We start from the raw sequence: 16,408 nt of genomic DNA, 5'->3' as shown, positions 1-16,408 counted from the left end.
ACTGGAAGAACACCAGTACTTCATAAAAAAGCGTACTGGAAGAACACCAGTACTTCATAAAAAAGCGTACTGGAAGAACACCAGTACTTCATAAAAAAGCGTACTGGAAGAGCACCAGTACTTCATAAAAAAGCGTACTGGAAGAGCACCAGTACGCTTTTTTATTCAAATGTTAAGTATAGTTCAAAGCCATCTTCTACAACGATTTTTCCTTCTCTATGGGATTCGAGCCATTGTTTATACTCTAATGCATATTTGTTAAATTGTTCTTTATCTTTATTTAGCAATGCTTGGTCAATTCGTTCTTGTAGGTCATCTTTCCTATAATGATAGAGAGAGTATTCAAAAATCGCCTGCGCATACAAGGCTTGCACCGTATCTTCTGAACGCGCTTGTAAGCTTTTAATGACATTTAACTGCTTTTTTATCCTTGGATCCATTGCAAAATCATTTATCATTTCTACCCCTCCTACAACATTGTTATTCTTAAAATACCCATTTAACAGAAGTTTCAAACATTTCAAGTAGCAAATTCTCTCATCTATGGCACTATGATGTTGTAAAAGGTTTCTCTTAAATGATAATATATAGCGAAATTTGCACCAGCCCCAGCTATTATATTTTGATTTCGCACCTGCAATTTCTTTATACTGAGAACACTTATTAAAACTTTAACTCATTTCTCTTTTAACAACCAAAAACCTCCATATGTTAGCATTGATTTTTCTATAGTAGCTTTTCTTAGTTACTTTACGTACAAATTAGTTTTTACAGTACAAAAAAACCTCAACTACCTTCAAACTGGCAATTGAGGAGAAAGATTTGTTAGCAAGGCCACTGAAAAAGGTTGCTCTTTACCTTTTTCAGTGGCCTCTTGTTAGCCTATTGCTTTTTTTTATTATCTCTAACACACGATCTGCTTAAAATGGCTTTACAATAAATAAATTGCTTTCTGACAATCGCTGTTTCAACATTGGTAGACAGTGGGATTGCATATGTTTCTTCTTTCACTTCAACTAACATGACATCGATCATTGAGCGTAATAGGAAATCAGAAATAGTTTCATAGTCTGATCGACCATAACTACCAATTGTTAATTAAACGTTCAAAATCTACTACAGAAAGCGGTTTGGAAAAATAATAGCCTTGCACCTTATCACATTTTAAACCAACTAGATAATCTAATTGCTCCTTTGTTTCTACACCCTCTGCTATAACAGAGATTTTGAGAAAATGAGCCAGATTAATGATCATTGAGATGATTCCTTCATTATGTTTTCCATTCCCGATGTTTCTCACAAACGATTGATCAATTTTCAATTCCTGAATAGGCAATTGACTTACATACTGCAAAGAACTATATCCAGTTCCAAAATCATCAAGACTTATTTGAACACCTAAAGATTGCAACCGTTTTAAACTATCAGATGTACGTTGAATATCAATCGTAATGCTTTCTGTCACTTCTAATTCCAGTAAGTGAGGTGGTAATTCAGACGCCTGTAAAATATCGCTAACGATCTCGACGATGCTTCGCTTTAAAAACTGTTTTGTTGACAAATTAACTGAAACTGGTACTGCGGGGAAACCGTTATCGATCCACTTCTTTTTCTGAAAACAGGCCTCGCGTAACACCCATTCTCCAATTGTATTAATAAGCCCTGTCTCTTCTGCAATAGAAATAAATTTCCCTGGACTAATTAAACCTTCATCAGGATGATTCCATCGTACAAGTACTTCTTCACCACAATACCTTTGAGATCTTGCATCAAACTGCGGTTGGAAGTACAGTGAGAATTCTCCTCGTTCAAGTGCTTTACGTAAATCGTTCTCTATTTGAAATTTTTCATTTAGTTGAAAGCGCATTTCTCTTTTATACAATTCAAAGGAATCACTTCCGTTTGATTTTGCTCGATATATCGCCGCATCAGCTGACTTAATAATCGTCTCGCAATCTTCTCCATTATTAGGAAAAATAGATATCCCAATACTACCTGTTAACGTAAATTCATACTCTTCAATTATGAGTGGCTTTTTCAATCGTTCCAATAGCCGACTAGCTTTACTTTTCGCTTCCATTTCTGATTTCAATTGCGGAATAAGAATGACAAATTCATCTCCGCCTACTCTTGTTACAACTTCTTGTTCATTCAAACTAGATTTCAATCGCTCAGCAATTAGTCGTAATGCGCGATCACCAAATAAACTGCCAATTGCATCGTTAACGAGCTTAAAGCGATCTAAATCAATTAACATCACCGCCAATTTCTCATTGGCTCGCTTAGCTTCTGTAATAGCTGATTCTAATGTTTCAATTAGATACCTTCGATTCGGTAAGCCTGTTAATTCATCTTCAAGAGCGATTCGCTTTGTTTTAAAATCCTCGGTAATGTTTTGTGCGAAAATGATGGCCCCATTTACTATTTCACCTATTTTAAGCGGAACCATCGTTACATGAACGATAACCTCTTTTAAGTGATGATGATTAAGTTCAATATCAATGGTGACTGAATGCCCATTCCAAACTTTAGTCATTCCTGCCTGAACACTCTTAATTGAATTTTGATGAACAATTTCTGTTATTTTCTTGTTTAACAAAAAGTGACTACTAAACCCTGTTATGGTTAAAGTAGCTGGATTCACTTCGGTTATTTTGCCAAACTGATCCAAAATAAAAATAGCATTCGCATTATATGTAAAGACAGCTTGATACTTCATTTCACTTTCTTCCAGTTTGTCCCACTCAGACTGGTTCATCACTCACTTCACTTCCCTTTACATTCTACCTTTATTATACCATGTTGAATTAGTAGGTTTAGCTGAGCTAGACAACACCAGCAAAAAACAACACCAATTTCCCTGAAATCACTGTTTCTACCAGAGAAGTGGTGCCTGTGTTATTGTATTTATTCTTTTAGAAGCATGATGTAACGGATGGAACGACTGTTAACGAATGATGATCCATGTGGAAGCCATGTGGGTTTATGTAGATTCCTTTGCTTAATTATTACTCACTTGAAACCTAAAGAAGGGTGTCCCATTAGATTCTTCCCTTATTTCAACAGAAGCTCCCTCATCAGAAGCCTTTATTGATTACAGTCAGATATCTCTAATGAATCACCCTCCTTTTACGGTAAAGGTTTATACAAGACGTTTCCTGATTCTTGTACTAACAAAGTCAATGATCGAAACAACAAAAATAATGATGTGCACCAATTCCCCTTGCACCGACGATCTCTAGTAGTAACCCGTCCATCTTGACTATTTTACACTCCATTCCCTATATTCTTCTTTAGATGCACCTTTTTTACGAAGTTCACAAATGGTTCGGATAGCTAGTCGAACTGCCTCCTCGTTTTTCACATTGTTCTCTAACGTATGGATAGGCTTTGTTTTATCTCGGAAGACAAACAACGACATCGTATCAATCGATTCACTTGTTTCACTTTCGTAGGCTAACTTGTATAGGGAGAGCTGCGGCCAATACTGATCGATTAACTCACTTCCTGAAGTGTTAACCTTATTTGTTTTAAAATCAATTATCTGATACTTACCATCATTGAATGTGATTTTATCTATTTCTCCAATGATATATGCGCCTTCAATTGTTGTAACAAATGACCATTCCGTTGCTACCGTTTCCCCTAAAGTTTGTTTTGTTTGTTCTGTATAACTACTCATTAATGCGATCATTTCCGGCCGATAGCTTGAAAAGTCTTCACCTTCTCCTTCTTTTTCCCGTACCGCTTCATCAATTGCTGCTTCATTTGACAATCCGTTATCACGCAATTCACAAGCACGATGCACTAGTGTTCCTAGTATAGATGGATCTATTCCAATTGAAACATTCGTACCTACTTGTATGTTCGTTGTAGCAACTAGTTCAGGTAAGCCAATAACGTATCGATTAAAGTAGGCGACTGGATCTTTAATAAAAAGCATGACTTCTGAAACAGACAAGGTTAACGGAACTTCCTTATACTTTATAGGATTTGGAATCTCGTATTGAACAGCTCTTTCTTGGAATGGTTCTTGATTGTCACTTTGCTCGCTTCTATCTATGCTATCCGCTAACTGAGTCTGTTCCAAGGCTGCTTCGGTTAAAGATAACCACGTATGACTAGCTGTCGCTTCTTCACCAATCATATATAAATAATCACGCGCTCTTGTCATCGCTACATAATATAATCTTTTCGCTTCTTCTCTTGCTTCTTGATTCGCCAGCTCTTTTACAAGGGCAAAACCAGGAGTCTGATACATGATTTTCTTTTCATCAATTTCTACTGGCTCCTCTTCAATATGTAAAACTAGACCTAACTCAGGATGAAAACGAATACTGCCTTTGTCACCTCGAATTGACCGTTCTAATTGAGGCAAGCAAACAATAGGGAATTCCAAGCCTTTTGACGCATGCACTGTCATAATTTGTACGACATCGCCATCAACACGCTCCACTTCAGAATCTCCCTCTTTTTCACTAAGAGCAATCCGATCGTCTAACTCAGCTAAGATAGTTTCTAAGTCTGTTTGTTGGCTATCAACAATCGTTTGAATTAACTTTTCAACATTCCTCACTCTCTGAAGTCCGTTTGTTTGCAAGAAAAGGGCTGTTTTTAATCCCGTTTCCGTAAAGATTGCCAGTAACGTTTGTTCAAGCGACTGATGTGTGCGAAATGGGGTCCATTTATTTAACCAAGTATAAAGCCTATGACAGGCATCTTGAATTGGTTCAGGTAGGTCTGAAAAGGCAGAGTGAGTCTTATCATAGACAAGCTGATAGAGTGATTCGGTTTCTCCTACCATTGTTTTAAGTGAGATGAAATCATCCATCGTTAGCCCACATATTGGATTTCTTAACATCGCCAACAAATAGAGCTCTTCAAACGGTCGATTAAGCCATCTTAATAAAGTTAAGAAATCAAGAATCTCTTGTCTTTCATAAAATCCTACTCCTCCACTCACCACATATGGAATTCGTTTATTAATTAACGCACGCTCAAGTGAGAGGAGGTGTGACCTTGCCGGAATTAAAATCGCGATGTCGCCAAAGGTTGGCTGAACCCACTTCTCCTCTTTGTAAACATGGGGCTGTCCGGTTTGGATCATCTCTCCTATTCGATTCGCTAAAACGTCATACGATGATTGTTCTCGTTCTTCATCCTTTTCAAGTACTGTTAACTCTACTCTTTTTTCTTCACTCGTCTCCCCAGGACGATTGGCTATCAGTGGTGCATACACCGTTTCAAATGATTCCGTCCGCTTCTGTACCATCGCATGAGAGAAAAGTTCATTTACAGCGTCAATCACAGGTGCAGTCGTTCGGTAATTCTCGTTCATCAAAATGACTTCTGCATTGCTTTGTTTTGTTGCAAGATCCTCGCGCTCATTCATTAAACTAACATTCGCGCCTCGAAAACGATAAATTGATTGCTTTTGATCACCTACAATAAATTGAAACTCAGGATTAATTCGTTCTAGCATTTCGAGTTGGAGGCGGTTTGTATCTTGAAATTCATCAACCATTATATGTCGAAACTGCTTTTGGCACGCTTCTTTAATCGTCTGTTGTTCGAGGAGAGAAACTGCCTTTTGTTGCAAATCAGAAAAGTCAAGAACTCCAGCAAACTGCTTCTTTTTTTCATAACGACTTGAGAACTCTTGAAGAAGACTAACAATACGCTCTAATAGGAGCTTAGCCGTTTCGTCAATTTTGACTTCTCCTCCTACATCATCCCAACTATCTTTTAATGGTTTCCAATGCTCTTCATAAAGCTCTAACAATGCGGGTGCTTTTTCGCTCCAGCGTTTTTTATCTGAGCGGGCGGGCATAATTTGCTTCATCAGCCTGACATATTCATTTGGCTCATCTGAAATCACAGTAGTTTGAAATGCTTCTGTAATTCGTTCCACATGACCTTTTTGCGCTTTGGTCAACTCATCAATTGGAGGAAAGGCCGCTACACAAGTGAGGGCTTTTTCGTGAAATTGGCGAACTAATTCATGTTGTTTGTTTTGTTGAGCCATTCGTTGTGTTTCTAGCATTTCATCAATACGTAACGATTCAATCACTGTTTCCCCTACAACAAATTCTCGAATGTCACTATAAAGCGATTCAATTGATTCAAAAAGCTGATTTTTGCTCATAAGCTGTAGCAAAGGCAGCGCCATGTCATGAAAATCTCGTTCTTCAAACATCTCTACTAAGATGGTTCGTTTGCGGCTTCTTGCTTCTACATCATCAATCACACGGCTTTTTGGAATCAAATTAGCCGCCATCGCGTGTTGAGACAGTAGACGTTGGCAAAAGCTATGAAATGTTGAAATATTCGCTCGTTCGATTGCATCTTTTTGTTCAAGCCAAAAGAGTCGTTCTTTTTCCTCTTTTGCATCGCTTTCTTTTTCTGCCAACCTCTTTCGAATTCGATCTTTCATTTCTCGAGCTGCTTTTTCAGTAAACGTAATGGCAACAATTTCATCCGCTTTTGCTCCTACACGGTTATGTTGATCCTTTAGACAGAGTTCACATAAATGAATGAAACGTTCGGTTAAGACACGTGTCTTTCCAGATCCAGCCCCTGCTGATACGAGGATCAGACCCTTTTCACTTGTGATCGCTTTTTGTTGAGCATCATTAAACTTCATAATCCTCCTCCTCTCTTGCTATTACATATACAACATCAGGTACATAAACTTTATTTGCCATTTGCATTTTCTCGTTTCTCATCAGTTACCCGACAAACCGCTCGGTACTGACAAAATTTTGAGCATTCACGTGGTTCAACAGGGAAACTCGTTTGCATCCCTTCCCAAATTTCCGCTATTCGCTCTTTTAACTCATGATCGATTAAAAATTGCTCTGTTCCAAGTTCGTCTTCTTTGTTTGAAAAAGAAGATACGTTATAGCGTGAAGATTTTCCGACATTTTCATTTCGCCACATCCCATTTCCCGCTCTCTTTGCTGGCTCCTTTAGCGAAATGTAAGTTGCACCATCTGCTTTTATTGGCGTTTGTTCTAAGCGTTCTAACTCCTTTCTAATAGCAAATGCGTAAAGTGGTAACTGTAGCTTTAACCCTGACCGGACTTCATCCATTTTCACATTCATTTGTCCCGATTTATAATCATAAACAACAATGGCATCATCGATTCGATCAACACGGTCCGCTTTTCCTGTTAGGACCAATGACTGCTGCTCTGACAATGGCAATTCGAACCGAACAGGTTTCTCAATCGCCATCACCTGCATTTGCGTGAGATGTTCGTTATCCCAAAAATGTTTTCGTTCTGCTTGCCACCATCGACGTAACCGTTTTTTCCATTGTTGTTTCGTTAGTTCCAGATCGAGTCGCGACAGTTCTGGACTTTGAGTTTCAATCTGTTCCCATTTTTCTTCAAACAATTCCTCTATTCTTTCAGGAATATGGTCAATGTTTTGTTGTAAGTTCGCAAATGATTGTCCAATGACATTGACCTCAGAATATACTTCCTCAATAATCGCATGTACTAAATCCCCGATATCGAGTGGAGAAACTCGCTCTTGGATCGTGGCAGGCTCCGGTACTTGCAAAATTCGTTCCATCCCATAACGAAAAGGACATCTAGCATAGCTTTCAAGTGCAGTTATGGAAACAACTGGTTGTAATGGTTCATGTTGATATAACGTAATTGGTTCATCTGCTTGCTCCAACCGCTCTAGTCGTTTCGATATCTTGTTGATTTCAATTGGAAGATAATCAACGGAATAGCCTTTTCCAACGTGAAAGGCTATTTTCTCTTCTTGATCTTCAATAGAAAACGAATATGGTTTCTCCATTCTATGTTCCCATGTCCATATCTCGCTTGACTCCTGGATATCCTCTAATAACGTTGAAGGGAGCAATGGATAATTTGCGTCAATTCCTTTGACATACGTATACGTAATCTCTTTTGCAACATACTGAAGCTGTTCAAAGTGAGCTTGTTGTTTTGCTCTGAAATGATCTTGTGTCGGTGAACTAAATCGAACCGCACTCCCAAGCAAATCTCGTTCTTGAACATAACCACTCAATTGATGTACAGCTGGAAATACCCCTTCATTCATCCCAACGACATACAATTTATCCCCTTGAAACAAACTGACATCTCTCCACGTATGAATAGCAATCCCACGCTTTGATGCTCTTTGTTCGAAATGGGTTAGACCTTCCCCTAACTCCTTCACCCATTCCATAAATAAATCGTGAGTCATCAGTAAATTCTCTAAGCCTTTTTCTTGAAGAAGCTCCTCGTACTGTTGTAATCGGTTGTCCATTTTCATCAGTGCCTTGTACTCGTCAGCCATTTCTTTTAGTTTCTGAACATTTTCTTCCGATTCAAATTGTTCTTCCCAAAACGTTAGAAAGGGTAATTGATCCATAATACGTCGAAGCTGTTGAATATACGTAAAGAATGGGGCGTTTTTCTTCCACGTAATCCCATGAATTTTTTTAAATAGCTGGTCATGCTGCTCTTCTTGGCATTCACCCATTTGTAGAAACGATTGCTTTTGTTTCGCATAGTCAAGTCCACTAACTTGATACAATCTTAAAATCTGCTCAATTAATGGCAATTGTTCCCACTTTGTTTTCGGTGCACAAGTATTTTCAATAGCAGCTAATAGAAAGGAAAAAATAGACGTCGTCGATAGTTTCCGTTTGATCGCTCTATTAATAGGCAGATGATAGTTGATTGCGTATTTCTCTAAATCAGCTGTTCCTACTCTTTCATCGACAAGTAAGATTCCAATCTTTTCATACGATTCATTTTCAAAATAAATTTGTTCAAACATACCTCGCCACTGTTCTTCATTGGTTGAAGCTGCGACTAGCTCAACCTTCTTTGTTACTTTTACATGCTGTTTTTCAGCTCTTTCATCTGTAAACCCCATTGTCAATAACTCTTTGACCGTTTGATCAACAATGTCAAACTGATGATGATTCGGAACATATATGTCAATTGGAATCCCTACTTCTTTTAATGCTTCAATAAATAAAGCCTGTAGTGGACTAAAGTCAAAATACCCATCAATGACGAGCTTAGCTATTTGTATTTGCTCTGTTCTTTGCCTGAGCACCTGCATTGCTCTTAGCAAAATATTTTCTGGATCCAGTAATCCTCTTCCATTTACGATTTGTAGCTCATAACTTTTAAAGAGAGATTGTAAAGGAATGAGTGATGATGGGATCTCCTCTATATCTAAACCTAACCTCTTGATTTGCCCGTACGTATCGGCATACGCACGTGCCTTTCCTGAGACAATATCATCCTCTCCAAACTTGACTTCCTCTTTTAAAAATTGAAGAAAAAACAATGTTCTTTCTTCCTCCGTTAGCGGGACATAAGAAAGACCAACTTGCTTCAAAATGAAACTCGCAATGTCGTCAAACGTTGTAATAATGAGACCAGGTTGATTCCTTCGAGCTTCTTTTAACCACATATTAGAAGGAAGTACATAAAAGACTGTATTCTGATATTCTTTTTGAACGTGAAAAGCACTTTGTAAGCGACGTTTGTTTGCTACGTCTTTCACATGCGTACCATAAATAAAATGGCTGCTCATCGTGTCAACCTCCTACGCATATCCAAATGGTCTATTCCATCTAATAAATAAACTTCAGATATAGGATCAAAGCCAAACGATTGGTAAAATCGCTCTAAGTATTGTTGCGCATGAATCAAAATTGATTTCTCTTCTCCCCTTTTTTCAAGATACTCGATTGAATGAGACAACAAAACTTGACCATACCCTTTGCCCCTTGCACTTTCTTTCACAATGACACGTCCAATCGAAGCATCCTCTGCAACAACCCCACTTTCAAATAAACGACTATAGGCTTTCAACTCGCCATTTTCTTTGCCGAGTAAATGAAAGGCTTGTTGGTCTTTTTCATCGAGTTCTTGGTATGGGCATTGCTGTTCGACAACAAAGACCTCAATACGTAAACGAATGATCTCATATAATTCTTCAGTAGATAGTTGCTTAAAGCTTTTCACAGTCCAGTTCATACATTCATTTTCCTTCCTACGATTCATTCTTACTCTAGTTTATCATTTTTTCATTAAACGCTAAAAGGATACACATGAAACAAACGGCAACGACATATAGTATCATGAATCGGTAAACTGCGAGGTGAGATGAAATTGTCCATCATTACTGGGGATCAATACATTCAGAGAATTGATGCTTTAAATAATGAAGTTTGGATCGATGGAGAACAAGTAAAAGGAAAAATTTCAGAGCACCCAGCCTTTAAAGGCATCTTGCAAAGCAAAGCACATCTTTATGATCTGCAGCATGACCAAGCAATGCAATCATGTCTTACTCAAACAGATGGTCAAGGGACTGAGCGATTTAATTTTGCCTTTGAGCAACCTACGTCAAAAAATGCGTTAGCCAAACGCCGCGCTGCTACTCAACTTTGGGCTAAAAAAAGCGGAGGAACGATTGGACGTTCCCCTGATTACGTGAACACAGCAATTATGACACTCGGAACATCTTCTTCTTTTTTTGAAGATCACTTCGGTGAAAATATCCAACAACTCTTTATGAATGCACGTCAAAATGATTTATCGTTTACCCATACATTTATTAACCCACAAGTGAATCGTTCTCCTCACTATATAGAGTTCTCTAAAGATGAGATCATTGCTGCAAAAGTCATTGAGGAGAACGAAAATGGAATTATTATCCATGGAGCTCGCTTACTTGCAACACAAGGCGGTATAACCGATGAAATTCTCGTTTTGCCTGTTGGAGGGAATACGATCGATCCAGCATACGTCTATGCATTTGCAATCCCTTCAAATACACGAGGGTTAAAATTTATTTGCCGAGAATCGTATGCTAAGCATGCTTCTAGTAGCTTCGATCATCCTCTCACTTCCAAGTTTGATGAGGTTGACTCAATAGTTGTTTTTGACCACGTTCTTGTCCCATGGGAGCGCGTATTTGTCTATCAAGATCTAGATGCTGTTACGCAAATATTCACAGAAACAAATCTTAACATGATGCTCCTTTACCAAGCAGTATGTAGGCAAGTCGTGAAAACGGAGTTCCTATTAGGACTTGGTGAATCTCTTGCCAATACGATTGCTATTACCGCTTACCAGCATGTTCAAGACAAACTTAGTGAGATCATTTCCACTCTTGAAATTATGAAAGCTTTATTGGCTTCGGCAGAAGAAAATGCCCAAAAGAATAAATTTGGCACAATGGTTCCTGATGAAAAGCCACTAATGGTGGCACAAAATTATTACCAAAAAAACTATGCACGTTTAGTTGAATATCTTCATTTACTAGGAGCTAGCGGCTTTATCTCCTTACCAACCGAGAAAGACTTTGATTCTTCAATTGGAAAAGATTTAGACCAATACTTACAAGCGAAAAATGCATCAGCAAAAGAGCGTGTCAAACTCTTCCGCTTAGCTTGGGATTTAACAATGAGTTCATTCGGCTCACGTCAGACACAATATGAGAGATACTTTTTTGGAGACCCTATACGATTGTCATCATCACTTTATCAATTGTATGATAAAACAGAGTATGTCAAGCAGGTGAAAGATTTTTTAGCCAGCAACAATGATTAACAAAAAGTAAGCTAGCTAGGGCACTCCTCCCTAGCTAGCTCTTAAAATGTAATAATTCGAAGTCCGAGTAATACGACGACAACAAGGACTATTACAAACAATCCCCAATACATCGGTGCTTTTGATCCAAGAGTTCCTTTTTTTGTCCGAACAAGAATCATTTCCATCGCATAAATTAATACGATTGCCAAAATTCCTTTCAACACATAAGCCGCTGGGAATCCCCAGTTAAACAACAACACCACACCAGAGAAAATCATAATGATGTAAAACAATCGCAAAATCATATGTAGAATTTTAGCACCTTTGGCAATACCAGCTCGAAGTAGAAAATAGGTGATGACAAATAATAGAATCATAACCCACCATGAATCACCGTGGGCATAGGTCATAGCATTAAACACGAGAAAACCTCCTTTTTAAAAATAACATTCCCTACTATTATAATCGAAAATACCAATATGTAATAATAGGAAAGATGAATATTTAGCAAAACTTCGCTACTTCTACAAAAATTGATAATTGCACATTTTTTTATAAATATTGTTAAATTTAGTTAATATTATTCATTACACTAAAACAGTTAGCGATAATTTGTTGTGATCATCCCAAAAAGTATTCATTCGACAAACATGAACCACGACTGAAACCCTATCTAATGTGGTTCGTTTACCTTCTTGTATGTAAAAGTTCTCCTTACTTCTTCTATTATACATATTCCTTCTTCATTTCATGATGAGCTAAAAGTTGGGTTACTTTATCAATTAACTCTTTAATCGAAAAGGGTTTTACTAAATAGTCAAGATCCTCATCCGAACTTAAATAATTTCCTATACTTGGGCTTGTAGTGACAAATAAAATTGGGACTTCTAATTTTCTACTTCTAATGCTGGTACATAATTGTACTCCCTCTACATCGTGAAGATTTACATTTATAATGACTAAATCAATATCATGTTCACTCATTAAGAACAGTTCATCACTTTGAAAAAGTGCAACCTTCATCCCTTTTGATTCCAAATTATAACTCATTAAAAGTGCATGAGACGGTTCATCCTCTACTAAAGCAATCTTTCCGCCCTGCTTCTCTTCATAATACATAAAATATCCGCCCCATTTTTTATGATTAATCTAATTAATTTGAATATTTTCAACGAAATCTTAGAATTTTAACCAACAAAGTATATGTTAAGCGACTTAAAATGTAAAATCAATTGTTTAATTTGTAAAGTTTTTGTAAGCAGATACATAATAACAAAAAGCCTTTCTTAAAAATGTTAAATTAATTCAAAAAAAGTGACCAAAGCTAAGCTTTAATCACTTTACTAGTTTTTATTCTTCTCCAATAACCTCTTCAGCGATATTACAAGCGTGATCTCCAATACGCTCTAAATTACTAATAATGTCAACATATATAATGCCAGCTGACCCTGTACATCTATTTTCATTTAAGCGGATAATATGTTTCTTACGAAGGTCACGCTCCATTTTATCGATTTTCTCTTCTTTTTCAAGAACAGATTTTGCTTCTTCAATATCATCTGTATCCAAAGAATTAATAGCTTGTCTAAGGGTTAAGATGGTTAATTCAAACATCTCATCTAAATCCGTAATTGCCGACTCTGAAAATTTTACCTTATTCGTAATTTGGTATTCAACAAGCTCCATAATATTTTCCATATGATCACCAATACGCTCTAGGTCTCTTATCGTATTTAAAAGAGTATGATGAACTTTTGTATCTTGATCTGATAAAGAGTGAGAAGAAATTTGAACAAGATATTCTGTAATTTTTTTATCTAAGTTATTGATCGCATCTTCATACTGAGGAATAAGTTCTCGATGTTTTTTCCCATGCGTATTAAAAAATCGGCTTACTTCTTCTAGTCCTTTTTCAGCTAGATCCGCCATACGCAATACTTCTTTTTTTCCTTGTCCAAGTGCAATAGCAGGAGATTGCCTTATAAACTGTTCATCCAAATGTTCCGTCTTATAAGGGATTGCCGTATCTTGACCTGGAATTAATTTAACGACTATCCAAGCTAAAACTGCTACAAACGGTAATTGTATAATCGCATTTGACACATTAAAAATTCCATGTGCAAAGGCAATCGTCATCTCAGGGTTCAATCCCAAACTCGCTTGGATGTACTCAATTAGAATCGTAAATGGAATAATTAACAACAATACAATCGTAGTACCAATTAAATTAAAGATAACATGTGTTAATGCAGCACGTTTTGCGGCGATCGAAGCGCCAATCGCTGCTAATACAGCTGTAATCGTTGTCCCTATGTTGTCTCCGAAAAGAACTGGTAATGCGGCATCCAAATCCATTAAGCCTTGTCCATATAATGTTTGAAGCATACCAATTGCAGCTGATGAACTTTGAACAATAACCGTGAATATAGTACCTATAAGAACTCCTAATAGCGGATTATCACTCATACTTACTGTTAAATCTTGAAATGCTTGCACGTCTCGAAGTGGCTTCATTCCATCGCCCATAAAATTAAGCCCTAAAAATAAGGCACCAAACCCAAAAATAACTTGACCGTAATTGTTAATTTTATGATTTTTAAAGAAGAAGATGAAAAATGTACCTAATGCAACAATAGGTAAGGCATACGCAGAAATTTTAATACCGATAATAAAAGCTGTAACTGTTGTCCCTATGTTTGCCCCAATAATAACACCAATTGCTTGCTTTAACGTCATAAAGCCTGCATTTACTAAACCTATCGTTAATACAGTTGTTCCTGTACTTGTTTGTAATAAGATCGTAACAAATATTCCTGCAAGTACACCCATAAGTGGGTTCGTCGTAAAACGATCAAGTAAATCTCTTAGACCATCCCCTGCAACCTTTTGGAGACCATCTCCTAAATACTTTATTCCAAATAAAAAGATCCCCAGTCCTCCAAAAAACATAAACAACAGTTCTTGCAAATCCATTTTATCATCCCTTCTTCGATGCTGTTCGACATGTTTCTACAACTCTAATCCCCTACATCATGTTAAGAAATTTATAAGAATTTGTAAATAGTGTTAATGTAAAGATTTTGTAAAGATTTTTTAATTCATTAACGGTTTGCTTTATAGATCACTTTCCCACGTTTAATTCTGAGTTCATTCCGCAAAAGAAAAAACACCAACCATTGTTAGGATGATGTTTTTTCCTGATTTTTATTACTAAAAAAGGTTGCCGACTTTAGGTCACATACACGTACCCAGCAAAAAATATTTTTTAACGAACTATTAAGACTTAGTCCCAAATCATTTAAGAACAGAGCTTAATTCAAATCAAAATGCTTGCCATTCACTTCATATACAGCCCATTCTGCAATATTGGTTGCATAGTCAGCAATTCGTTCAATGTAGCGACCAATAAAAGCCAGCTGAGTTACTTGGTCCACTTCAATTTGATCGCTATCCATTTTGAAAAGTTCTCGTATTATTTCTCCATACAAATCATCGACTTTATCGTCCATTGTTGCAATTTTTTGAGCCATCAGTAAATTAGATTGTCGATAAGCCTCCAACGACTTCGTAATCATTTCTTGAGCCATTGTAAACATCGCCACTATTTTCACTTGGAAAGTCAACAAGCTATCCTTTTTTATTCGTTTCGCTTGTTTAGCAACATCTACGACTAAGTCAGCTACTCTTTCCAAGTCACTTGAAATTTTCAAAGCAACGATCAGCTTTCGTAAATCAGTTGCAACAGGCTGTTGCCTGGAGATTAAAAGAGTTACTTGATCATGCACTCCAATCTCTAGTTGATTAATTTGATAATCATGGGTAATAATTTTTTCCATCACACTTGCTTCTGAAGATGCAAATGCATGTATCATTAAGTCAATCACTCCACAAACACGCGTTCCCATATCAAGAAGTTGTTGTTTTACTAAATCAAGCTGTGAATGGAAACTCTCACGAACAACCATAGCATTGCACCTTCTTATCCGAATCTTCCTGTAATGTAATCTTCTGTCCGCTTATCAGATGGATTAGAAAAAATAACATCTGTTTGGTCATATTCAACCACTTCGCCATTTAAGAAAAAGGCTGTTTTATCTGAAATGCGTGCAGCTTGTTGCATGTTATGAGTGACGATAATAATTGAGTATTCTTTTTTTAATTCTTGAATCAATTCTTCGACTTTAAGAGTTGATTTAGGGTCAAGAGCTGAAGTTGGTTCATCCATTAATATAACATCTGGTTCAATGGCCAAGCAGCGAGCGATACATAGACGTTGTTGCTGGCCACCAGATAAACCATAGGCATTCTCATGTAGACGGTCTTTTACCTCATCCCAAATCGCCGCTCCGCGCAAACTACGCTCTACAATTTGATCAAGAATTTTTTTGTTTCGAATGCCATGAATTTTCGGTCCATATGCTACATTTTCATAAATAGACTTTGGAAATGGATTTGGCTTTTGAAAGACCATCCCAACACGCGTGCGTAAATCTTCTACTTTATAAGATTTATCTAAGATACTTTTTCCGCGATAAGAGATATCTCCAGAAATTCGTACAGTAGGAACCAATTGAACCATTCGATTAAGCGTTTTGATATACGTTGACTTACCGCATCCAGAAGGTCCAATGATGGCAGTTACCTCTTTTTCATAAATATCTAAACTAATATTTTTTAGAGCGTGATCTTTTCCATACCAAAGATTTAAATCCTTTGTACCATACACAACTTTCTGATCTACTTGAACATTTTGAACGGGTTCACCTACTGATTGAAATGGTGCTTTTTCTGACGCAAGTGCCATCACGTTTACCCCCTGTATA

The 16,408-nt window shown here is 37.2% G+C and carries 11 protein-coding genes; 1 reads left to right on the top strand and 10 read right to left on the bottom strand.

Going from position 1 to position 16,408, the window contains the following annotated elements; all coding sequences use genetic code 11:
* Positions 1 to 161: 161 nt before the first annotated feature.
* The 5 genes from SLH51_RS04675 to SLH51_RS04655 form a co-directional block, all read right to left on the bottom strand.
* Positions 162 to 458 (bottom strand): IDEAL domain-containing protein, encoded by a 297-nt coding sequence (locus SLH51_RS04675; RefSeq protein WP_335959483.1) that lies wholly within the window; start codon positions 456 to 458, stop codon positions 162 to 164.
* A gap of 626 nt (positions 459 to 1,084) precedes the next feature.
* Positions 1,085 to 2,758 carry a sensor domain-containing protein gene (locus SLH51_RS04670; RefSeq protein ID WP_335959495.1) on the bottom strand — a complete coding sequence of 558 codons (1,674 nt, stop codon included), beginning with the start codon at positions 2,756 to 2,758 and terminating at the stop codon, positions 1,085 to 1,087.
* A gap of 504 nt (positions 2,759 to 3,262) precedes the next feature.
* Positions 3,263 to 6,643: a UvrD-helicase domain-containing protein gene (locus SLH51_RS04665; RefSeq protein ID WP_335959482.1), complete on the bottom strand. Its 3,381-nt coding sequence runs from the start codon at positions 6,641 to 6,643 to the stop codon at positions 3,263 to 3,265.
* Between the two features lie 50 nt (positions 6,644 to 6,693).
* Positions 6,694 to 9,576 carry a PD-(D/E)XK nuclease family protein gene (locus SLH51_RS04660; RefSeq protein ID WP_335959480.1) on the bottom strand — a complete coding sequence of 961 codons (2,883 nt, stop codon included), beginning with the start codon at positions 9,574 to 9,576 and terminating at the stop codon, positions 6,694 to 6,696.
* Complete coding sequence (locus tag SLH51_RS04655; RefSeq protein ID WP_390183767.1) at positions 9,573 to 10,049, bottom strand: GNAT family N-acetyltransferase; 477 nt, start codon at positions 10,047 to 10,049, stop codon at positions 9,573 to 9,575. The genes SLH51_RS04660 and SLH51_RS04655 overlap by 4 nt, the downstream gene beginning before the upstream one ends.
* A 102-nt stretch (positions 10,050 to 10,151) precedes the next feature.
* Here SLH51_RS04655 and hpaB point away from each other — a divergent pair, with 102 nt between their 5' ends.
* On the top strand, positions 10,152 to 11,603 hold the full coding sequence (gene hpaB, locus SLH51_RS04650; RefSeq protein ID WP_335959478.1) for a 4-hydroxyphenylacetate 3-monooxygenase, oxygenase component: 1,452 nt from the start codon (positions 10,152 to 10,154) through the stop codon (positions 11,601 to 11,603).
* 41 nt (positions 11,604 to 11,644) lie between these two features.
* Here hpaB and SLH51_RS04645 read toward each other — a convergent pair whose 3' ends face one another.
* From SLH51_RS04645 to pstB, 5 genes are all read right to left on the bottom strand, one after another.
* On the bottom strand, positions 11,645 to 12,007 hold the full coding sequence (locus SLH51_RS04645; protein ID WP_335959476.1) for a DUF1516 family protein: 363 nt from the start codon (positions 12,005 to 12,007) through the stop codon (positions 11,645 to 11,647).
* A gap of 304 nt (positions 12,008 to 12,311) precedes the next feature.
* Entirely contained in the window at positions 12,312 to 12,704 is a 393-nt protein-coding gene (locus SLH51_RS04640; protein WP_335959475.1) for a response regulator transcription factor, read from the bottom strand.
* Between the two features lie 231 nt (positions 12,705 to 12,935).
* Positions 12,936 to 14,558 carry a Na/Pi cotransporter family protein gene (locus SLH51_RS04635; protein ID WP_335959473.1) on the bottom strand — a complete coding sequence of 541 codons (1,623 nt, stop codon included), beginning with the start codon at positions 14,556 to 14,558 and terminating at the stop codon, positions 12,936 to 12,938.
* A gap of 338 nt (positions 14,559 to 14,896) precedes the next feature.
* Entirely contained in the window at positions 14,897 to 15,550 is a 654-nt protein-coding gene (gene phoU / locus SLH51_RS04630; protein ID WP_335959472.1) for a phosphate signaling complex protein PhoU, read from the bottom strand.
* Positions 15,551 to 15,564: 14 nt separating this feature from the next.
* Positions 15,565 to 16,389 carry a phosphate ABC transporter ATP-binding protein PstB gene (gene pstB / locus SLH51_RS04625; protein ID WP_335959470.1) on the bottom strand — a complete coding sequence of 275 codons (825 nt, stop codon included), beginning with the start codon at positions 16,387 to 16,389 and terminating at the stop codon, positions 15,565 to 15,567.
* Positions 16,390 to 16,408: the final 19 nt, after the last annotated feature.

The organism is Halalkalibacter kiskunsagensis, assembly GCF_037027555.1.
GTDB lineage: Bacteria > Bacillota > Bacilli > Bacillales > Bacillaceae_D > Halalkalibacter > Halalkalibacter kiskunsagensis.
The sequence above is the reverse complement of the archived record's forward strand: the minus strand, read 5'-3'. Positions and strand labels throughout refer to the sequence as shown.